The sequence below is a fragment of the Plantactinospora sp. B5E13 genome (assembly GCF_039871775.1).
In the GTDB taxonomy this organism is placed as follows: Bacteria; Actinomycetota; Actinomycetes; order Mycobacteriales; family Micromonosporaceae; genus Plantactinospora.
Window position 1 is genome coordinate 127,912 of record NZ_JBDPLT010000013.1, and the last position, 19,338, is coordinate 147,249.

The following is a 19,338-nucleotide window of genomic DNA, read 5'->3' on the forward strand; positions in this document are numbered from 1 at the left end:
GCCCCGTGCGGTCCGGATGTGATCGGCTCGCTCATCCCACGCTCCCGGTCCGCAGCTGGGTCGCCTCGTCGATGTCGGCGGCCTCCGGACGATCCCGCCCGTCCAGGTCCGCGATGGTCCAGGCGACCCTGATCACCCGGTCGAAGCCGCGGGCGGAGAGGACGCCACAGTCCAGGAGCTTCCGGAGCGCCTCGGTGTCGCGGGTGGGCAGACGCCACGGCGGACGTCGCAGGTGCGGGCCCGGCACCTCGGCGTTGACCCGCCATCCACCGTCGATCCAGCGGGCGGCGGCAGCGGCCCGCGCCCGGCCGACCCGCGCGGCGACCACCGTCGACGACTCGACGGTCCGTCCGCTGTCCATCAGTTCGGCGGCACGCAGCGGCGCCAGCGTCACCTGTACGTCGATCCGGTCCAGTAACGGCCCGGAGAGTCGGGCCAGGTAGCGGCGACGGGTCAGTGGCGGACACTCACAGGCGACGTCCCCGGCCGGCTTCGCGCACGGGCACGGGTTCGCCGCGGCGATCAGCTGAACCTGGGCCGGATACTCCGTGCCACCTCGGGACCGGTTCAACACGATCCGCCCGCTCTCCAGCGGCTGGCGCAGCGCCTCCAGGGTGCCCCGCTGGAACTCGGGGGTCTCGTCCAGGAACAACACCCCCCGATGGGCCAACGACACGGCCCCCGGTCGGGCCAGCCCGGACCCACCACCGACCAGGGAGGCGACCGTCGCGGTGTGGTGCGGTGCCTGGAACGGGGGTCGGCGGATCAGCTGGCCGTCCGGCGGCAGCAGCCCGGCGATCGAGTGCAGCGCGGTGACCTCCAGCGCGGCCTCGTCGTCCAGCGGCGGCAGGATGGCGGGCATCCGTTCGGCGAGCATGGTCTTGCCCGCGCCGGGCGGACCGATCAGGGCCAGGTGGTGTCCGCCGGCGGCGGACACCTCCAACGCCCGCCTGCCGAGTTCCTGTCCGGCCACGTCGGCGAGGTCCGGTCCCGGTCGGGGCGGGGCGGCGGAGGGGGACGGTGGGGTCAGCAGCGGGGCGCCGTCACGGATGAACCCGACGAGCCGGTGCAGACTGTCGACCGCCCGGACGTGCACGCCCGGCACCACCGACGCCTCCGCCGCGTTCTCCACCGGCACGATGACCCGCGTAATCCCGGCGCGGGCGGCCGCCGCGACCATCGGCAGTACGCCCCGGACCGGCCGGACGGTGCCGTCGAGGCCCAGTTCGCCGAGGACCGCGACCTTGTCCAGGGGAGCCAGCGGCAACTCGCCGGATCCGCCCAGCAGGGCGGCGGCGATCGCCAGATCGAAGGCGGAACCGTGTTTCGGCAGGGTGGCGGGGAGCAGGTTGAGGGTGATCCGGCGGTTCGGCCAGCGCTGCCCGGAATTGACCACCGCGGCACGGACCCGGTCCCGCGCCTCGTTGAGTGCGGTGTCCGGCAGCCCGGAGAGGACGACGGTGGGCAGGCCGGGCGCGAGGTCGGCTTCGACCTCGACGAGGTGTCCGGTCACCCCGACCAGACCGACACAGAGCACCTTGGCGTAGCTCATCGGTCGTACCCGCTGATTGTCGGTGTCATGGTCTCGACGGTGCCGGCTGGACGGCGCCCGCGTGGGCCGGTGGTCCTCTGTTGTGGATAACCGGGTGCCCTGTGGACAGTCAGACGATCAAGGGCGAGGTGTGTTATGGCAGCCCGTGACGTGCCAGCTCGCCGTGCCACCGGGATGCGGCGACGTGACGGCGGGAAGGCGTCGTGTCGGCCGCTTCCGGTCGGGCTCAGAAGGCCGACCTGATGTGGGTGACCCGGGCGGCCCCGGTGCGAGCCGGACGGACCTCGACGATGTCGAAGCGGATCTGTTCCGCGTGGATGCCGCTGGTCCGCAACCACTCGGCGGCCAACCGACGCAGGCGGCGTACCTTCGCCGGGGTCACCGCCTCGGCTGGCGTGCCGAAGGTGTCGCCCCGACGGGTCTTGACCTCGCAGAAGGCGATCACCTCGCCGTCCCAGGCGATGATGTCGACCTCGCCGTACGCGCACCGCCAGTTCCGGGCGACCACCCGCAGTCCGGCCTCGACGAGATGTCGTACCGCGCAGCGCTCCCCGTACGCGCCGACGGCCTGCCTGAGCCCACTCATGGCGCCGACCGTGCCGACGTTCCGCCGGCCGGGCAACCCCGACCGGCGGAACTGTGGATATCCGGGGATGCTGTGGACAGCCGGACGATCATGGTGGCGCCGTGCTACAGGGGTTGAGAGGCTGAGGTTCGGGTCGTCACGGTGGTGCGGAGTCGAGGGTCATGCCGGTGTTGGCGAAGAAGCCGGCGAGGAGATCGGTCTGTTGCTGGCAGGCAAGGTGTTGATCACGGAGTGTTGTCATACGGTGTGGGCGCTGGTCGACGTGGAGGAGTACGAGGGCTGCAGCGGCTGCGAACCGGCCTCTGACCTCCCGCCGGCTGCGGACCCACCCATGCAACGGCCCCGCGACCGGACCTGTCTGCCGGCACACCTTGGTCATGGCGTGTCGATGGTCCGAATCAGGAACGAGCGGAGCACGTCGGTGTACCGGTCCGGGTCGGCGTTTCACGCCTCGGTGTGCGCGGCTCCGTCGACCCGGTGGTACTCGACGAGGTCCGGTCGGGAGCGGGCGAACTGGTCGCTCGATCGGGCCGGCACGAGTACGTCCGCCGTGCCGTGGAACAGCAACGTCGGGACGGTACGTGCGTCGGCCCGGTCGGCGTGGCCGAGGTCGGTCAGTCGCAGCCGCGCCTTGTGCTCGACGATCCACACCAGGATGTGTGTGAACCAGCCCGGCATGTGCAAGCCGGCGGATCTGGCCATCGATGGAGTCGCGCCAGCCGAACATCGGGGAGCCGAGGACCACCGCCCGTACCGGTGTGACGTCGGCGGCGCGGTGCAGGTAGTTGTCGATCATGCAGCCGTCCATCGGCCACCCGATGAGAACGACGCCGTCGGCGCCGCAGGCCGTGGCGGAGCGTACGGCGGCGTCCAGGTCGCGCCATTCGGTGTCGCCCAGGTGGTGGTGTCCGTCAGGGCCGGCGGTGCCCCGGTGCCGTTGCGGAACTTGGGGCCCGCAGCGGTAGCGGTGTGCGTCAGGCGGTGGCACCGCCGTCGACGACGAGGTCGTGGCCTACGACGAAGCTGGATTCGTCGGAGGCCAGCCAGAGCACGGCAGCGGCGACCTCGGCCGGGTCGCTGACACGTCCGGCGGGGACGGCGACCTTGACACGGGCGTCGCGGTCGGCCTGGGTTTCCCCTGGCCGGTAGGACATGGGGGTGTCGCTGGCGCCAGGGCTGACGGCGTTGATGCGGATGCCGTCGCGGATGTGGTCGCGGGCGGCGGTCTGGGTCAGCACGCTGACCGCAGCCTTGGATGCGGCGTAGGCGGCCAGGCCAGGTCGGCGGCCGTGGGCGCCGATGTTGGAGGCCATGTTGACGATGACGCCGCTGCCTTGAGTGCGCATGTAAGCGATTTCGTGCTTCATCGTCAGGAACACCCCGGTCAGGTTGACGTTGAGCACCGCCGACCAGGTGTCCTCATCGAGGTCGGCGACCGGCGCGCCCCTGCCGAAGGTCCCGGCACTGTTGAACGCCACGTCCAACCCGCCGTGGCGACGCACGACCTCGGCGACCATGGCCGCGACCTGGCTGCTGTCGGTGACATCGGCAGTCACCCAGTCGATCTTGCCGCAGCCTGGTCGCAGACGGGCTGCGGCTGCGGCGAGCTTGTCGGGGTTGCGGTCAGCCAGCACCACGGTGGCGCCACGGTCGGCGAAGGCTTGCGCCGTGAATCCGGCGATCACGCCGGCGCCTCCGGTGATCAGCACAATCTTGTTGTCGAAACGCGCGCTCATGTCAGGTTCCCTTGATGTACTTCGCAATGGTCGGACAGGAATGGATGGTCGGGATCCGTGTCGCGGGCCGAACGCTCTACCGGCGGGCGGGGCGTGTGAGTAGAGCCAGCGGTGCGGTGAGTGCCAGAGCTGCGGTCAGGCTGAGGATGCTGGTGCGGTCGCCGTGGGTATCGGCCAGGGGTGCGACCAGGGCCAGCACCAGCGGCGGACCGATCTCCATGGCGGTATTGGTCACCCCGGCCAGCAGTCCGCGGTCGGCGTCTGTCGCCGCGCCCATGATGGTCACCGTGGCCGCCGACAGCGTCACTCCGATCCCCACCGGGAACGTCAGCAGCCCGAACGGTTGGAGGGCGGGTGCAGACAGCGACGCGTTGACCAGCAGCAGTCCGGTGGCTGCGACGGTGAGCCCGGTCCCCAGCACGCGGGATGCCCGGTAGCGGGCCAGCAGCCGTACCGCGAGTGGCCCGGCGGCGAGCACCGCCGTGGCCGGGGCCAGGAACCGCAGCGAGATCGCGGCCGGGCCGTGCCCGGTCGCAGCCAGGCGCAGGGTCAACAGGTAGTACAGCGAGGCCATCGCGCCCGCGGCGAGCAGGATCGCCGCCAGCCCCGACGTCGCCGACACGGACAGTCTCGGCCACAACCGCGCGCCACCGGCGCGGCGCTGAGTCACCGCGAACCCGGCCAGTAGCGCCAGCCCGATACCGGTCACGGGCAGCCATCCCACAGCGAGCCCGCCGATCAGCGCTGTCAGCCCGGCGACCAGCAACGTCGCCGTGGCTACCCTGGTCCGCGCTGTCCCCGCCGCCGGCAACACCGGCACCCGCTGGGCGATGACGACGGCCGCTGCCAGCGCGACCAGGGCCGGCGCAGCGAACAGCCACCGCCACGACCCCCACTGCACCACCAGCCCGGAGGCCACCGTGCCGGCACCAGCGCCGGTCACCGCCAGCACCCCCCACACCGCTGTTGCCCGCTGCCGCCGCTGCGCGGGAACAACCGCCGGGATCAGCACCATCGCCGCCGGGACAGCGAACGCCGCCCCCACCCCCTGCACGAATCGCGCCGCGATCAGCACCACCAGCCCCGGCGCGACCGCCGCCGCCAGCGATGCCACCACGAACATCGCCAACGCTCCCAGCAACAGCCTGCGATGCCCGACCCTATCGCCAGCACGCCCCGCGACCAGCAGCAACGCACCGAACGCCACGCTGTAGGCGGTCGATACCAGCACCAGTGCCGACGAACCTAACCCCCATTGCACCCGTAGCACCGGCAACGCCACCGTCACCATCGTGATAGAGGAGATCATCGTTACCTGCACCGCTGCCAACGCCGCGAACCCGCCGGCCCGGTGCGCTCCAGTCACCGTCGCCGGGGTCGCCGGCACGCTCATGACACCCTCATCTTTCTAGAACAATCAGTCTCGAATGTAGTCCGAAGTGGGTGCGCCCGCAGAGGAGCTCAGTGGTAGCGGTCAGCGCAGCGCCGAGAGCGCTACTGCGGCCGCGTCGCGCAGTCGGATCCCGGCGTCGAGGGTGCGTTCGAGCACCCGCACGCCCTGGAAGAACACCAGTAGGAACCGCGCCAGGGCCTGCGGATCCGCGTCCGCGGACAGCTCACCCTGCGCCTTGGCCCGCATCAACGCTGAGGTCAGTGCCGTCTCCAGGTGCGCCCAGCTCGCCTCGACCAGCCGTGCCACCCCGGGGTCGCGGGCGGCCAACTCCACTGCGCTGTTGACCACCATGCAGCCCAGCTGCTGGTCATCCTCGGCCGCCTCGGTCACATAGCGCTCCACCAGCGATTTCACGGCTGGCAGCACCGGTCCGGGCTGCGACAGTTCGGCCATGATCCGCGGATCGGCGGTGTCCAGGTAGCGTCGCAGCGCCTTGGCGTAGAACTCCTGCTTGTTGCCGAAGGTCGCATAGATGCTCGCCTTGGCGATCCCCAGATGCTCCACCAGGTCCGCCATCGACGTCGCCTCGTACCCGCGCCGCCAGAACAGCTCCAACGCCTGCTGTAGCACCGTGTCCGGATCGAACTCCTTGGCCCTTGCCATGATCCCGACGGTAAAGCATCTGGACCGATCGGTCAAATATGCGGTGGCTGCCGAACCCGATCATGGTGATGGTGGCCTGGTGGGGTCGCCGGTAGATTCGTACGTGCCCGCGACGAGCCCAGCCCCACCCGGAGCTAGATGTCGAGGATCAGGGCACGGTGGTCGGAAACCTCCGGCTCAGTCAGGACCTCGAACCGCTTGACGGCGGCAACATCGGAGACGAGCAGGTAGCTCGCGTGCCGCACCGGTTTAGGGTAATGAGACGTCCGTGTGTCGGCCGGGCCCACCAGGTCGGTCAGGCCGATCGCGGCCAGCACGTCGAACGTCTCACTGCCGGGCAGCAGGTTGAAGTCACCGCAGACCACCACCAGGTCCTCTGGACCGCGTACCCGGTTGACGAGTTCCGCGAGTCGCTCTGCCTGGCGCAGCCGCGCCGGGGTGTCTGCCTTGCCGGCCGGATCGCGTAATCCGTGTACCTGCACCACCCACACCGACCGGCCGGTGGCGCGGTCGACGGTGCGCGCCGCGAGCGCGATGCGTGGACGGTCCGAGATCCACGCGTCATGGTCGACGAACTGACCGTGCACGAAGGCGGAATCGACACCAGTGACCGGCAGATGCTCGGCGACGAAGGTCGCGAGACCGAAGTCCTGTCGATGCCGGCCACCCTCGTCGTCATATACGGGTCCTGAGTCGCCGGCCAGGAAGATCGCCTGATGGTGCGGCAACGCGATGCGCACATCGTCGAACAGGTCGGCCCGCTGGGGCAGGACCCGTTCGCCGTCTTCGAAGCGGGTCCACCCGGCCAGGCCGGGAGTCCGGGTGACTTCCTGCAAGCAGACGATGTCCGCCCCACTGTCGGGCAGCCACTTGACGAGTTCGTCGCACAACGCGCCACCCCAGGCGTTCACACTTGCGATCCGCAAAACGACACACCTGCCATGTCTGACTCGGCGTCCACCCGCCGACCGACCATGCTTGGAGGAATTCGATCCTAAGCGGCCGGAGGTGCGGCGATCCGGACGGGTGCGCCGCCCGGCGCACGCGGTGTCACAGCGTCAGGGCTCCGGCAAGTGCAGTAGATAGGACACCCCGCGCAGGGTGTAGCCGACCGCGAAGCGGCGTTCGATGACCTCGGCGACCCGGGCCAGGGTCCAGCGGGCGTCCTCCCAGCCGTGGGCCAGAGGACCTTCATCGAGGGTTCTCGTGAGTTCTTTGCGCTGCTCGGGGGAGAGTTTGCAGTCCGAGCCGCCCGGCCCGGTCGACGCCAGGGCGTTCGTTCCGCCGGCTGCCCATCTACGTCGCCACTCACGGACGGACTTCTCGGAGCCCCGCAGCTCAGAAGCGATCTGCGTTGTTGGTTTGGACTCTTCGAGCATCGTCGCGGCCTGGCTCAGGACCTCCTCACGCCGGGCCCGGGCCGCCGCGTTCATGCCACCACCAGCCGGATGCCTCATCACCTCGAACTCCCAAACCATCGACGAAGATCACGCAGACACGTCGAACGACGTCAGCCTTTCAATCTCTGTAGCGGCGCGATTCCGGGCGGGACGCCTCCCGTACCTCGGTGGAACTGTCGGCCACCATTACCGGAAAATCCCCAACAAGGCCGATCAACGGCGAATAGCAGCAGTTAAGCCGGCATCCGGGTCAGCGAGGTGGCGGATTCCGGAGCAGGTCACATACGGTCCCTGGCCGTGGATCAACAACGCGGCTTTCCAGGGGATCAGGCGGGTGGCTGGCAGGTCGACGAACCGGGCTACACCGACTCGAGGTGGCGGGGTACGACGGCGGAGGAGTCGTACCGGAACAGCTATGCCGGTTTCCGCCCGGCGGAACCGGACGTCCCGGCGCGGGACCCGCTCACGCCGGGATACGAGGTGCCGCCGCCCGGCTACGCGCCGGGCCCGTTGACCGCGGAGGACGGCCACCCGTCGCGGCCGTGGGAGATGGCGGGTACCGAGCAGTTCCGGGTCGCCTCGCCGGCCGGGGCCGGCGCGGACACCCGTACGACGGTGGGCGGTGCGGTGCCGGGCGAGCCGGATGCGGCACGCTCCCCGTTCGGCGGCTACCCGATCGTGCAGCCGGTGCGTGGGACCGACGGGTCCGGGCGCGGAGGTGAGGTGTCGGGACGGAGTGCCGAACCGGCGTTCGGCGGTCCCGAACCGGCGCCGCGCGACGTGGAACCGGCGGTGCCCGGTCCGGCACCGACAATGCAGGACGGCGGGCGTCCGAGGCACGGCACCACCCCGGCTCACGGGGGCGCGGAGCACCGTGACGGGCCGGCGTACGACGTTCCCGGCCCCGGTGGCGACTTGCCGGAACCTGGTCCCGTGCCGACCTCACCCGGCCCGGAACAGCCGGCGTCGGTGCAGGAGCCCACCGGACTCCTGCCGCAGGTCGACTCCCGGGCCGGGTACGACGTGCCGCCGGGCGCCGGACCGGGGCGGCACCACACCGAGCCGCTCGACCGGGCGGCACTGCGGCGCCCCGACGTACCGGTGTCCCCGGCGATGCCCGGGGCGAGTGCGGGTGACGGGATCTACCGGAGTCGCCGCCCCGCCCTGGCGGTGGTCCTGGCGATCCTCACCCTGGTCTTCGAGGTGCCGGCCCTGCGGGTCCTGGCCAGCGGCATGGTGGGCGACCCGGTCTCCGCCTCGGCGGTCCTCGCGGGCACCTTCCTGGCACTGGGCATTCCGGCCTTCGCCACCGGGCTGTACGGCCTGGCGACCAGCGCCGCAGCCTTCGGGGATCCGGCCCGGGTCTGGCTCCGCCCGCCGACCGGATACCTCACCGTCGGTCTCGTGCTCTTCCTGGCGGCGGGGCTGGCGGCCGGTTGAGCGGGCTGGCCGCCGGCTGAGCAGGGCTGGCGGCCCGCCGGGCGGGGCCGTACCGGCGGTGCCGGGGACGTGGTCGGTCGTCACCGTCACCGGCGGTACGTGGCGGATGTCCGGTTCCGTGCCGGTCACGGCGGGGCGGTGGATCGTCACCGTCACCGCCCTTCCGGCGGCGGATGTCCAGGTCCGTTCGGGTGGGCGTTGGTGGTGGTGGGCGGGCGGCGGGGGTTTGCGCGCCGCGGAACGGGACGAGGCGTACACTTGACCACTGGCGACCGCCCTGCGCGGTCGACCTCGCGTGCCCTCTCCACGGTCTGTCCGTGGGGCGACGGCCCCCTGGTCCCGATCTTGATCGGGTCCGTCATGGCCGGCGACCAGGCACCAGGACGCCCGGCCACCGGCCGGGCGTGACAACCAGGGATCTTGAGGAGTACCCCACCATGGCCGTCGTGACCATGCGTCAGCTGCTGGAGAGTGGTGTCCACTTCGGGCACCAGACCCGGCGCTGGAACCCGAAGATGAAGCGCTTCATCATGACGGAGCGCAACGGCATCTACATCATCGACCTGCGCCAGACCCTCGACTACATCGAGAAGGCGTACGAGTTCGTCCGCAACACCGTCGCCGAGGGCGGCAGCATCCTGTTCGTCGGCACCAAGAAGCAGGCCCAGGAGGCCATCGCCGAGCAGGCGACCCGGGTCGGCCAGCCGTACGTCAACCACCGCTGGCTCGGTGGCATGCTGACCAACTTCCAGACGGTCTACAAGCGTCTGCAGCGGATGAAGGAGCTGGAGGCCCTCGGTGACCTGAGCGGCACCGCCGCCGGGTACACCAAGAAGGAGACCCTGCAGCTCTCCCGCGAGAAGATCAAGCTGACCCGCACCCTCGGGGGCCTGCGGGACATGCAGAAGGTGCCGGCCGCAATCTGGGTGGTCGACACGAAGAAGGAGCACATCGCCGTCGACGAGGCCCGCAAGCTGGGCATCCCGGTGATCGCGGTGCTCGACACCAACTGCGACCCGGACGAGGTCGACTTCCCCATCCCGGGCAACGACGACGCGATCCGCTCCGCCGAGCTGCTGACCAAGGTCATCGCGTCGGCGGTCGGTGACGGCCTGATCGCCCGCTCCGGCAAGCGTCGGGGCACCGACGAGAAGCCCGAGCCGGGCGTGGTCGGCGCGGACGAGCCGCTCGCCGAGTGGGAGCGCGAGCTGATCGAGGACACCGAGAAGAAGGCCGCCGTCGACTCGGAGCAGAAGGCCGGCGAGCCGGCTTCCGCCGCCGCCGAGTGACCTACCCGGCCGGGGTGCCGTCGCGCTGCGGCGGCACCCCGGCCGGGTGACAGGCACGACGGCCCCGCATCGGGGTAGTCCCGTTCGGGTGAACCGCAGAAGACCACCGAATCAGCCGCGTTACACATCGAAGAGAGAGTCATGTCCAACTTCACCGCCGCGGACGTCAAGAAGCTCCGGGACCTCACCGGCGCCGGCATGATGGACTGCAAGAAGGCCCTCACCGACGCCGAGGGCGACTTCGACAAGGCCGTCGAGATCCTGCGTATCAAGGGTGCCAAGGATGTCGGCAAGCGGGCCGGCCGGACCGCCGCCAACGGGTTGGTGGCCCACTCGGGCAAGGCCCTGCTCGAGCTCAACTGCGAGACCGACTTCGTCGCCAAGAACGCCGACTTCATCGCGTTCGCCCAGCTGCTCGTCGAGCACGGGGAGCGGTCCGGGGTCGCCGACGCGGAGGCGCTGCTCGGCACCACCCTGCCGGACGGCCGTACGGTCGCGGACGCGGTCCAGGAGCAGTCGGCCAAGATCGGCGAGAAGCTGGTACTGAACCGCTTCGCGAAGCTCGACGGCACGGTCTCGGTCTACCTGCACCGCAAGGCGCAGGACCTGCCGCCGCAGGTCGGGGTGCTGGTGGAGTACACCGGCAAGTCGGACGAGGCGGCCGACGCCGACGCCCGCGGGGTGGCGATGCAGATCGCCGCGATGCGGCCGAAGTTCGTCAACCGCGACGAGGTTCCGGCCGAGACGGTGGCCTCGGAGCGGCACATCGCGGAGCAGACCGCCCGTGAGGAGGGCAAGCCAGAGGCGGCGCTGCCCAAGATCATCGAGGGTCGGGTCAACGCCTTCTTCAAGGACTACGTCCTGATCGAGCAGGCGTCGGTCGCCGACAACAAGAAGTCGGTCAAGCAGGTCCTCGCCGAGGCTGGCATCGAGGTCACCCGGTTCGTCCGGTACGAGGTCGGGCAGGCCTGAGTCGTATCGTTTCCCCGTCGATGCCCTGACCCGGGCGTCGACGGGGTGTAGCAGGCAAGAGGAGGCCGCTGGTGTACGTGACAGGCACCGCGGCCTCCTTGTCACGTAGGGTCAGCAGCGGCAGTTGGGTGACGTGGCGCCGGGTTGCGGCGTGGGAAGGCGGGTCGGATGACGCAGGTTGTGAGTGACCGGACCTCGGCGACGGACGACCCCACGGCACCGCCTCCTGGGCGGGCCCGTCGGGTGGTGCTGAAACTCTCCGGAGAGGTGTTCGGCGGCGGTGCGATCGGGGTCGACCCCGACGTGGTCCAGGCGATCGCGCGGCAGATCGCCACCGTGGTGCGCCGGGGCGTGCAGGTGTCGGTGGTGGTCGGCGGCGGCAACTTCTTCCGCGGCGCGGAGCTGCAGAAGCGCGGGATGGACCGGGCTCGGGCCGACTACATGGGGATGCTCGGCACCGTGATGAACTGCCTGGCGCTGCAGGACTTCCTGGAGAAGGAGGGCATCGAGACGCGGGTGCAGACCGCGATCACGATGGCCCAGGTCGCCGAGCCGTACATTCCGCTGCGGGCCATCCGGCACCTGGAGAAGGGTCGCGTGGTGATCTTCGGCGCCGGTGCCGGTATGCCGTACTTCTCCACCGACACGGTGGCGGCGCAGCGGGCGTTGGAGATCCACGCCGACGTGGTACTGATGAGCAAGAACGGCGTCGACGGTGTGTACACCGCCGATCCGCGTACCGACCCCACCGCCAGCAAGCTGGACCAGATCACCTTCTCCGACGTGCTGCGTCGTGGGCTGCGGGTCGCGGACGCGGCGGCGTTCAGCCTCTGCGAGGAGAACGGCCTGCCGATGCTGGTCTTCGGCGCCGAGGGCGACGACACCATCATCCGGGCCGTCGGTGGCGAGCGTATCGGGACCCTGATCACGGCGTGAGCCGTTTTATCGAAGCACCATCCAGCAGAAGGAGGCGAAGGAGCAGGTGATCGACGACACCCTCCTCGAGGCCGAGGAGAAGATGGAGCGCGCGGTCGAGCACGCCAAGGAGGAGTTTGGCGCGATCCGCACCGGGCGTGCCACTCCGGCCATGTTCTCCAAGATCATCATCGACTACTACGGTAGCCCCACGCCGCTCACCCAGATGGCCTCCGTCGGGGTGCCCGAGCCGCGGATGGCGATCATCAAGCCGTACGACGCGTCGCAGCTGCACGCGATGGAAAAGGCGATCCGCGACTCCGACCTCGGGGTCAACCCGAGCAACGAGGGCAACCAGTTGCGGATCCTGCTGCCGCAGATGACCGAGGAACGCCGCCGGGACATGATCAAGGTGGCCCGGCACAAGGCCGAGGAAGCCAAGGTGGCGATCCGTAACGTCCGCCGCCGCGCCAAGGAGGAGCTCGACCGGATCGTCAAGGACGGCGAGGCCGGCGAGGACGACGGCCGGCGCGCCGAGAAGGAGCTGGACGACCTCACCCAGAGGTACGTCGCGCACGTCGACGAGCTGGTGAAACACAAGGAAGCAGAGTTGCTCGAGGTCTGATGTCCCACGTCGACCCGTACGGCGGCACGGAGCCGCGTGGCTGGCAGCGGCCGGAGCAGCCGCGCGGCACCGAACGGACCCGTGGCCCCGAGCGGCGGGACGTCCCGCCGGGCCGGCCGTGGCCAGCCGGTGACGATGACACCCTGGTTCGGGCGCGGCACACCGGTGTCGCGCCCGACACCTATCCGCCGGTGCCGGCATACCCGGACCAGCACGAGCCTGCCGTTCCCACGGAGTCGTACCTGCCGCCGGACCTGTACGCGCCGGCCGGACGTCCCGGAGCGGGGCGCGGCGCGGCTCAGCACAACGGACACCACGACCTCGACCCGGAGCCCGGACCGTGGGCGCGGGACCGGGTGGACGGTGGGCCGGCGTACCCGGACCCCGACGACGTCGCGGACGCCCCGACCAACCCGGTCGGTTGGCCGCGGGTCGGGCCGGTGCCGGAGACCGGCCCGGATCCGCGGGGCGTTCCGGGCCCGGAAACGGGCCCCGCTCGGACGGACGGTCCCGAGCCGAGGGCCGGTTCGGAGGTACGGGTGGACGACGACGGTGACCCGGAGGAGTCGCCACCCCGCCGGCGCGGCCCCGGACGCCGTCGCGCGACACGTTCCGGAAAACCGGCCGGGACCGGGCGGGCCGGTCGTAACCTGCCGGCCGCGATCGGCGTCGGACTCGGCCTGGGCGCGGCGATCGTCGTACCCCTCTTCCTGTTCCGTCCGGCCTTCCTCGCCGTGATCGCCGCCGCGATCGCGGTCGGCATCTGGGAGATGACCCGGGCGGTACGCGCCAACGGCGCCCACCCGCCGTTCGTGCCGCTGGTCGCCGGCGGGTTGCTGATGGTCGGGCTGGCCTGGTGGGCCGGGCCCGACGCGCTCAGTCTCGGTCTGCTGGTGACGGTGCTGGCGACGCTGGTGTGGCGGCTCGGCGACGGCCCGGCCGGCTACCAGCGGGACATGACCGCCGCCACCCTCATCGCCGTGTACGTGCCGTTCCTCGGCGGCTTCGCGGCGCTGTTGGCCGCCGCACCGGGCGACGGTCACCTGCGCGTCCTGGTCACCCTGGTCGCCGTGGTGCTCTCCGACACCGGCGGGTACGCCGCCGGGGTCGCGTTCGGGAAGCACCCGATGGCCCCTTCGGTGAGCCCGAAAAAGTCCTGGGAGGGGTTCGCCGGCTCGGTGACGGCGGCGGCGCTCGGTAGCGCGCTGTTGTTGTGGCTCCTGCTGGACGTCGCACCCTGGTGGGGGGCGTTGTTCGGCCTCGCCGTCTCGGTGGCGGCGGTTCTCGGTGACCTCGCCGAGTCGATGATCAAGCGGGATCTGAAGATCAAGGACATGAGCAACCTGCTGCCGGGACACGGCGGCCTGATGGACCGGCTCGACTCGATCCTGTTCGCGGTGCCGACCGGCTACCTGCTCCTGGCGCTCATGGCTCCGATGGGATGAACGTCACGTGAGCGTTTTCCCGCGTCTCCACCGGCTGACCACGCGGGTTCGGCACCTCCGGCCAGGTGCGTTGTCGCGCGGACGTGGGAGACTGGACAGGCCATGACGAGCCTGCCCTTGATCCAGATCGCCGCCGAGACCCAGGTCGGGTCCACTCCGTCGCGCCGCGCCGCCCTGCCACCCCGGCATCTCGCCGACCTTGACCTGGCGGGCCGCCAGGCCCTCGTCGCCGAGCTCGGCGAGCCGGCGTTCCGGGCCCGGCAGATGTCGACCCACTACTTCGGCCGGCTGGTGCGGGACCCGGCACAGATGACGGACCTGCCGGCGGCCACCCGGGAACGGCTCGCCGAGGCGATGCTGCCGAACCTTCTCACCCCGGTCCGCGAGGTCGCCACCGACGACGGCGCCACCCGCAAGGCGCTGTGGCGGCTGCACGACGGGTCGATGGTGGAGAGCGTCCTGATGGGCTACCCGGACCGGGTCACCGTCTGTATCTCCAGCCAGGCGGGCTGCGGGATGGCGTGCCCGTTCTGCGCCACCGGGCAGGCCGGCCTGACCCGCAACCTCTCCACCGCGGAGATCGTCGACCAGGCGGTCCACCTTGCCGGCGTGACCGCCTCCGGCGCGATCGCCGGCTCCCCGCCCCGGCTGTCCCACGTGGTCTTCATGGGCATGGGCGAGCCGCTGGCCAACTATTCCCGGGTCATCGCGGCGGTCCGGCGGTTGACCGCCCCCGCCCCGGAAGGGCTCGGTCTCTCCCAGCGCCACATCACGCTCTCCACGGTCGGCCTGGTCCCCGCCATGCGACGGCTGGCCGAGGAGGGGCTGTCGGTGACCCTTGCGTTGTCGCTGCATGCGCCCGATGATGAGCTGCGCGACGAACTGGTCCCGGTCAACCAGCGGTGGAAGGTGGCCGAGGTGCTGGACGCCGCGTGGAACTACGCGGAGCGTACGGGGCGCCGCGTGTCCATCGAATACGCGATGATCAGAGATGTGAACGATCAGCCGTGGCGGGCCGACCTGCTCGGTCGCCTGCTGGCCGGTCGGCTGACCCACGTGAATCTGATCCCGCTCAACCCGACCCCGGGCAGCCGTTGGGACGCGAGCCCGAAGCCGGTCGAGCGGGAGTTCGTTCGACGCCTTCGCGCGGCGGGGGTCTCGACCACGGTCCGGGACACCCGGGGGCGTGACATCGACGGCGCCTGCGGCCAGCTGGCCGCCGCGGCGGTGACGCAGTGATCGAACGGGGCATTGGGCTTTACAGTGCGACTCGCGGCGCCGACCCGCGCAGCGGGACGGCATAGCGAGTGAAGCGAGCGAACCAGGAGACATAGTGGCGAGTCAGGGTCAGCGTTTCCGGCGCAAGGCGCTCCGGCGGGGCTACAAGGTCGAAGAGGTGGACTCGTTTCTGGACCGTGTCGAGGCCACGCTCGCCGGTGAGCCCATCGGGGCACCCGTCGCCTCTCAGGAGGTGCACGACGTCGTCTTCCGGGTGCGCTTCGGCGGCTATGACGAGTGGCAGGTGGACCTGCACCTTGACCGGGTCGAACGGCAGATCGCCGAGTTGGAGGAGCGGGGCGGCGGCGCCCGGGGTGGCGAGTCCCGGATGAACGACCGCGGCGCGCTGCCCGATCGACTTGGCCCGCCCGACCGGATGGGCCCGCCCGACCGGATGGGCCCGCCGGACCGGATGGGCCCGCCGGACCGACTCGGCCCGCCGGACCGGATGGGTCCGGGGGCGCCGATGGGTCCGGGGGCGCCGATGGGTCCGCCGGAGCGGTTCGGTCCGCCGGGTGGCCCGGCCGACCGGATGGGTCCGCCGAGCCGCGACGACCGTGGCCTGCCCCCGGGCGCACTGCCGCCTCGGCCGATGCCGGCCCAGGTCGGACCGCCCGGCGACCGGTACGGCCAGTACGACGAGCCCACCAGCACGTTCGGCGGCTTCGAGCCCAAGCGTGGTGCGGGTGAGCCGCCCCGGGGTGGGTTTGAACCACAGCGTGGTGGTGAGCCGCCGCGGGGTGGTGGGTTTGATACGCGAGGTGGGTTCGATCCGCAGCGTGGCGGTGAGCCGCCGAGGGGTGGTTTCGATCCGCGGGGCGGGTTCGATCCGCAGCGTGGCGGTGAGTCGCCGCGAGGTGGGTTCGATCCCCGGGGTGCGGGTGAGTCGCCGCGAGGTGGGTTCGATCCCCGGGGTGCGGGTGAGTCGCCGCGAGGTGGGTTCGATCCGCAGCGTGGTGGTGAGCCGCCGAGGGGTGGGTTCGATTCGCAACGTGCCCCGGGTGCCCCACTTCCGCCTCGTGGTTCCGGCGGCCCTGGCGGCCCCGGCGGTGGCTTCGGGCCGGGCGGCCCCGGTGGACCGGGTGGCTTCGCCCCGGGCGGCCCCGGTGGTCCCGGTGGCCCTGGCGGGCGGGTGGCTCCTGATGGTGGCTTCGGACCGGGCGGTCCGGGTGGCTTCGGCCCCGGCGGTCCCGGCGGTCCCGGTGGTCAGGGCGCCGGCCCAGGCGGTGGCTACGGTCCCGGTGGACCGGGCGGCGGCCCCGGCGGCGGTGGCTTCGGTCCCGGCGGTCCGGGTGGACCGGGCGCGGGCTTCGGGCCAGGAGAGCGGTTCGACGGGTTTGACGCCGGCCGACACGGCAAGGCGGACATGACGGCCGAGATTCGGATGCCTGACCGGGAGTTGCGCGGCCCCGGTCGGGGAATGGGTGACCCGGTCGGTGGACCGCCGGTCGGTGGGCCACCCCCGATGGCCGGCCCCCCGATGGCCGGCCCCCCGATGGCCGGCCCCCCGATGGGTGGGCCGCCGATGGGTGGGCCGCCGATGGGTGGGCCGCCGCCGATGGCGGGTCCGGGACTCGGCGGTCCGGGCGGTGAGCTGGCCCGGATCGACCACATCCGCCGCACCTTCCAGGTACGGCGCTTCGGCAGTGGTTATGACCCGGAGCAGGTCGACCAGTTGTTCGAGGGGATTCTCGGCAGCATGTCCGGGCGCGGTCCGATGCCGGTCAACCCCGCCGACCTCGACACCATGCGGTTCGGTCTGGTTCCGGGTGGCTACTTCGAGGCCGAGGTTGACGCCGCGCTGAAAGAGGTCAAGGACCTGCTGCTGGGCAAGTGAGACCCACCGACCAGCGGTCGCGCTCCGGTCGCCCGTCGGGCGACCGGAGCGCGGGGAGCAGGGAGCGGGGCCCTAGGAGCGCAGGCCGTTGCGACGCAGCACGGTGTCGCCGATGACCACGACGACCAGGAACGCGGCGAAGCCGCCGAGCCAGAGCTTCGCGATGCCGCTGACCTCGTTGTTGTTGAACATCATCGCCACCATGGCGGCCGCGGAGACGAGCGCCCCGATCCGGCCCGCCTTCCGGTGCCCGGGCTTGTGTTGGTCGGGTGACGTCACCGGCTCGCTTCCAGCCACTTTCCGGTCCTTCCTTGACGATCGGATCCTGGTAAGTCTGGCATGTGGCACGGAGCCGGCGTGGCCGGCCTCCGCCCTCCACCGCCACGGCGGCTGTCCGGGCGGTGCCGGCGCGACGGTGCCGGCTGTCAAGGGGTTCAGCGTGGCGAACGGGACCGACGGGCACAACCGGACGTCGCGGGTTGGTCGGGCCGAGCGCTCCGGTAGCGTTTGGCGTACGCCTTGATTGTCTGCCAGCGGGATGAGACAGCTGATGTCCAGGGGATCCGATGTCCAGGGGGATGGTGCGGTGCGACTGACCGGTACGGGCCACGCGAGTATGCGGATCGACACCGGTGCGGGGAGCATCCTCTGCGACCCGTGGGTCAATCCGGCATACTTCGCCTCTTGGTTCCCATTTCCGGACAATTCACAGCTCGACTGGGAGAGCCTGGGGCAGGTCGACTACCTGTACGTCTCCCACCTGCACCGGGACCACTTCGACGCGGCCCACCTGAAGAACTTCATCTCGAAGAAGGCGACGGTGCTGCTGCCGGAGTACCCGACCTCGGAGCTGGAGGACGAACTCCGCGACCTGGGTTTCACCAGCTTCCTCCGAACGAAGACCAACGAGGTCCACGAGCTGGACGGCGGCCTGAAGATCATGATTCAGGCGCTGACCAGTCCGACCGACGGTCCGATCGGTGACTCGTCGCTCTGGGTGGAGTACGACGGCGTACGGGTGCTGAACCAGAACGACGCCCGGCCGACCGACCTCAGCACCTTCGCCGAGCTGGGACACGTGCACGCGCACCTGCTGCAGTTCTCCGGCGCCATCTGGTACCCGATGGTCTACGAGCTGCCCGCCGCCGCCAAGACCGCCTTCGGCAAGCAGAAGCGGGACCGGCAGTTCGACCGGACCTGGCGGTACATCAACGACCTCAACGCGTCGTACGTCTTCCCGATCGCCGGTCCGCCCTGTTTCCTCGACGACGAACTGTGGCAGTTCAACGACATCCACGGCGACGAGGGCAACATCTTCCCCGACCAGTCGGTCTTCATGCGCGAGTACGCCAAGGTCGGCGGCACCAACGGCGTGGTCCTGCTGCCGGGCAGCGTGGCGGAGCTGACCACGGAGAACTGCGAGACCACCCATCCGACCCCGGTCGACGAGTTCTTCGCCAACAAGGTCGCGCACCTGGAGGAGATGCGGGAGCGCAAGCGCCCGATCATCGAGGCGGAGAAGGCGTCCTGGCGGCACCCCGAGATCGACGTGCTCAAGGAGATGAAGCAGCGGATCGAGCCGCTGCTAGAGGAGTCGATCTACCTGGCCAAGGGGGTCGGCGGCCCGGTCCGCTTCGACCTGGTCGGCTACGACGGCGAATCGGTCGAGTCCATCGTGGTGGACTTCCCGGGCAAGCAGGTGCGGCCGTACGCGGACGAGAAGGTGCGGTACCGGTTCCGTACCGAGCGGGCGCTGATCGAGCACCTGCTGCACATCGGCGAGGTGGACTGGGTCAACTCGCTCTTCCTCTCCTGCCGGTTCTCGGCCGCCCGGATCGGGCAGTACAACGAGTTCGTCTACTCCTTCTTCAAGTGCCTCTCCGAGGAGCGCCTCCAGTACGCCGAGGGCTGGTACGACGAGCACGAGCGGGCGGTCGACGCCGAGGACATCACGCTCGGCGACTGGGTGGTGCAGCGGCGCTGCCCGCACCTGAAGGCGGACCTGAGCCGGTTCGGCATCGTCGAGGACGGCCAGCTCACCTGCCAGCTGCACGGCTGGCGGTTCGACCTGGCGAGCGGGCGGTGCCTGACCAGCGTCGGGCACCGGATCCGGGCGCACCGGGCCGACGAGCCGGCGCCGCAGCCGAGCCCCGAGCCGGCCGGCTGACAGACGTCAGGCAAGGGCTTTCCGCACCCACCGCCTGCCG

At 70.8% G+C, this 19,338-nt stretch carries 17 protein-coding genes and 2 pseudogenes; 10 read left to right on the plus strand and 9 right to left on the minus strand.

The window, feature by feature from the left end; all coding sequences use genetic code 11:
- Positions 1 to 31: 31 nt before the first annotated feature.
- The 8 genes from ABGB05_RS14815 to ABGB05_RS14850 form a co-directional block, all read right to left on the minus strand.
- A complete protein-coding gene (locus tag ABGB05_RS14815; RefSeq protein ID WP_347653858.1) occupies positions 32 to 1,552 on the minus strand; it encodes a YifB family Mg chelatase-like AAA ATPase in 1,521 nt (506 codons plus the stop codon).
- Positions 1,553 to 1,778: 226 nt separating this feature from the next.
- Positions 1,779 to 2,138 (minus strand): YraN family protein, encoded by a 360-nt coding sequence (locus ABGB05_RS14820; protein ID WP_347653859.1) that lies wholly within the window; start codon positions 2,136 to 2,138, stop codon positions 1,779 to 1,781.
- Between the two features lie 444 nt (positions 2,139 to 2,582).
- On the minus strand, positions 2,583 to 2,840 hold the full coding sequence (locus tag ABGB05_RS14825; protein ID WP_347653860.1) for a hypothetical protein: 258 nt from the start codon (positions 2,838 to 2,840) through the stop codon (positions 2,583 to 2,585).
- 272 nt (positions 2,841 to 3,112) lie between these two features.
- Complete coding sequence (locus ABGB05_RS14830) at positions 3,113 to 3,874, minus strand: SDR family oxidoreductase (protein ID WP_347653861.1); 762 nt, start codon at positions 3,872 to 3,874, stop codon at positions 3,113 to 3,115.
- A 76-nt stretch (positions 3,875 to 3,950) separates the two neighbouring features.
- Entirely contained in the window at positions 3,951 to 5,195 is a 1,245-nt protein-coding gene (locus ABGB05_RS14835) for an MFS transporter (protein ID WP_347653914.1), read from the minus strand.
- A 153-nt stretch (positions 5,196 to 5,348) separates the two neighbouring features.
- Positions 5,349 to 5,930, minus strand: a complete 582-nt coding sequence (locus tag ABGB05_RS14840) for a TetR family transcriptional regulator (RefSeq protein ID WP_347653862.1) — start codon at positions 5,928 to 5,930, stop codon at positions 5,349 to 5,351.
- A gap of 134 nt (positions 5,931 to 6,064) precedes the next feature.
- The gene (locus ABGB05_RS14845) at positions 6,065 to 6,856 is read right to left on the minus strand and encodes an endonuclease/exonuclease/phosphatase family protein (RefSeq protein WP_347653864.1); all 792 of its coding nucleotides are present in this window, start codon (positions 6,854 to 6,856) and stop codon (positions 6,065 to 6,067) included.
- 132 nt (positions 6,857 to 6,988) lie between these two features.
- A complete protein-coding gene (locus tag ABGB05_RS14850) occupies positions 6,989 to 7,387 on the minus strand; it encodes a helix-turn-helix domain-containing protein (RefSeq protein WP_347653916.1) in 399 nt (132 codons plus the stop codon).
- Between the two features lie 240 nt (positions 7,388 to 7,627).
- On the opposite strand from ABGB05_RS14850, the gene ABGB05_RS14855 reads away from it, so the two are divergent.
- The 9 genes and pseudogenes from ABGB05_RS14855 to ABGB05_RS14895 all read left to right on the plus strand — a co-directional run.
- Positions 7,628 to 8,770, plus strand: a complete 1,143-nt coding sequence (locus tag ABGB05_RS14855) for a hypothetical protein (RefSeq protein ID WP_347653865.1) — start codon at positions 7,628 to 7,630, stop codon at positions 8,768 to 8,770.
- 437 nt (positions 8,771 to 9,207) lie between these two features.
- Positions 9,208 to 10,059 carry a 30S ribosomal protein S2 gene (gene rpsB, locus ABGB05_RS14860; protein ID WP_347653866.1) on the plus strand — a complete coding sequence of 284 codons (852 nt, stop codon included), beginning with the start codon at positions 9,208 to 9,210 and terminating at the stop codon, positions 10,057 to 10,059.
- A 141-nt stretch (positions 10,060 to 10,200) separates the two neighbouring features.
- Positions 10,201 to 11,031, plus strand: a complete 831-nt coding sequence (gene tsf / locus ABGB05_RS14865) for a translation elongation factor Ts (protein WP_347653867.1) — start codon at positions 10,201 to 10,203, stop codon at positions 11,029 to 11,031.
- A 168-nt stretch (positions 11,032 to 11,199) separates the two neighbouring features.
- Complete coding sequence (gene pyrH / locus ABGB05_RS14870; RefSeq protein WP_347653868.1) at positions 11,200 to 11,967, plus strand: UMP kinase; 768 nt, start codon at positions 11,200 to 11,202, stop codon at positions 11,965 to 11,967.
- Positions 11,968 to 12,013: 46 nt separating this feature from the next.
- Complete coding sequence (gene frr, locus ABGB05_RS14875) at positions 12,014 to 12,571, plus strand: ribosome recycling factor (protein WP_347653870.1); 558 nt, start codon at positions 12,014 to 12,016, stop codon at positions 12,569 to 12,571.
- Positions 12,571 to 14,016 carry a phosphatidate cytidylyltransferase gene (locus ABGB05_RS14880; protein ID WP_347653871.1) on the plus strand — a complete coding sequence of 482 codons (1,446 nt, stop codon included), beginning with the start codon at positions 12,571 to 12,573 and terminating at the stop codon, positions 14,014 to 14,016. The genes frr and ABGB05_RS14880 overlap by 1 nt, the downstream gene beginning before the upstream one ends.
- A 102-nt stretch (positions 14,017 to 14,118) precedes the next feature.
- The gene (gene rlmN / locus ABGB05_RS14885; protein WP_347653872.1) at positions 14,119 to 15,255 is read left to right on the plus strand and encodes a 23S rRNA (adenine(2503)-C(2))-methyltransferase RlmN; all 1,137 of its coding nucleotides are present in this window, start codon (positions 14,119 to 14,121) and stop codon (positions 15,253 to 15,255) included.
- Positions 15,256 to 15,349: 94 nt separating this feature from the next.
- Positions 15,350 to 15,997, plus strand: a pseudogene (locus tag ABGB05_RS14890) (DivIVA domain-containing protein); the annotation flags it as partial.
- A 474-nt stretch (positions 15,998 to 16,471) separates the two neighbouring features.
- Positions 16,472 to 17,131: pseudogene (locus ABGB05_RS14895) on the plus strand (cell division protein DivIVA); the annotation flags it as partial.
- Between the two features lie 72 nt (positions 17,132 to 17,203).
- On the opposite strand, the gene ABGB05_RS14900 reads toward ABGB05_RS14895, so the two are convergent.
- Positions 17,204 to 17,428: a hypothetical protein gene (locus ABGB05_RS14900; RefSeq protein WP_347653874.1), complete on the minus strand. Its 225-nt coding sequence runs from the start codon at positions 17,426 to 17,428 to the stop codon at positions 17,204 to 17,206.
- A gap of 289 nt (positions 17,429 to 17,717) precedes the next feature.
- Between ABGB05_RS14900 and ABGB05_RS14905 the strand changes: the two genes are divergently transcribed.
- Complete coding sequence (locus ABGB05_RS14905; RefSeq protein WP_347653917.1) at positions 17,718 to 19,298, plus strand: Rieske 2Fe-2S domain-containing protein; 1,581 nt, start codon at positions 17,718 to 17,720, stop codon at positions 19,296 to 19,298.
- Positions 19,299 to 19,338 lie beyond the last annotated feature (40 nt).

Excerpts from the sequence above, each read along its gene's own strand:
- ABGB05_RS14825 (WP_347653860.1), bottom strand. The coding sequence starts at position 2,840 with ATGGCCAGATCCGCCGGCTTGCACATGCCGGGCTGGTTCACACACATC.
- ABGB05_RS14820 (WP_347653859.1), bottom strand. The coding sequence starts at position 2,138 with ATGAGTGGGCTCAGGCAGGCCGTCGGCGCGTACGGGGAGCGCTGCGCG.
- ABGB05_RS14815 (WP_347653858.1), bottom strand. The coding sequence starts at position 1,552 with ATGAGCTACGCCAAGGTGCTCTGTGTCGGTCTGGTCGGGGTGACCGGA.
- rlmN (WP_347653872.1), top strand. The coding sequence starts at position 14,119 with ATGACGAGCCTGCCCTTGATCCAGATCGCCGCCGAGACCCAGGTCGGG.
- ABGB05_RS14850 (WP_347653916.1), bottom strand. The coding sequence starts at position 7,387 with ATGAGGCATCCGGCTGGTGGTGGCATGAACGCGGCGGCCCGGGCCCGG.
- tsf (WP_347653867.1), top strand. The coding sequence starts at position 10,201 with ATGTCCAACTTCACCGCCGCGGACGTCAAGAAGCTCCGGGACCTCACC.
- rpsB (WP_347653866.1), top strand. The coding sequence starts at position 9,208 with ATGGCCGTCGTGACCATGCGTCAGCTGCTGGAGAGTGGTGTCCACTTC.
- ABGB05_RS14880 (WP_347653871.1), top strand. The coding sequence starts at position 12,571 with ATGTCCCACGTCGACCCGTACGGCGGCACGGAGCCGCGTGGCTGGCAG.
- ABGB05_RS14840 (WP_347653862.1), bottom strand. The coding sequence starts at position 5,930 with ATGGCAAGGGCCAAGGAGTTCGATCCGGACACGGTGCTACAGCAGGCG.
- ABGB05_RS14830 (WP_347653861.1), bottom strand. The coding sequence starts at position 3,874 with ATGAGCGCGCGTTTCGACAACAAGATTGTGCTGATCACCGGAGGCGCC.
- pyrH (WP_347653868.1), top strand. The coding sequence starts at position 11,200 with ATGACGCAGGTTGTGAGTGACCGGACCTCGGCGACGGACGACCCCACG.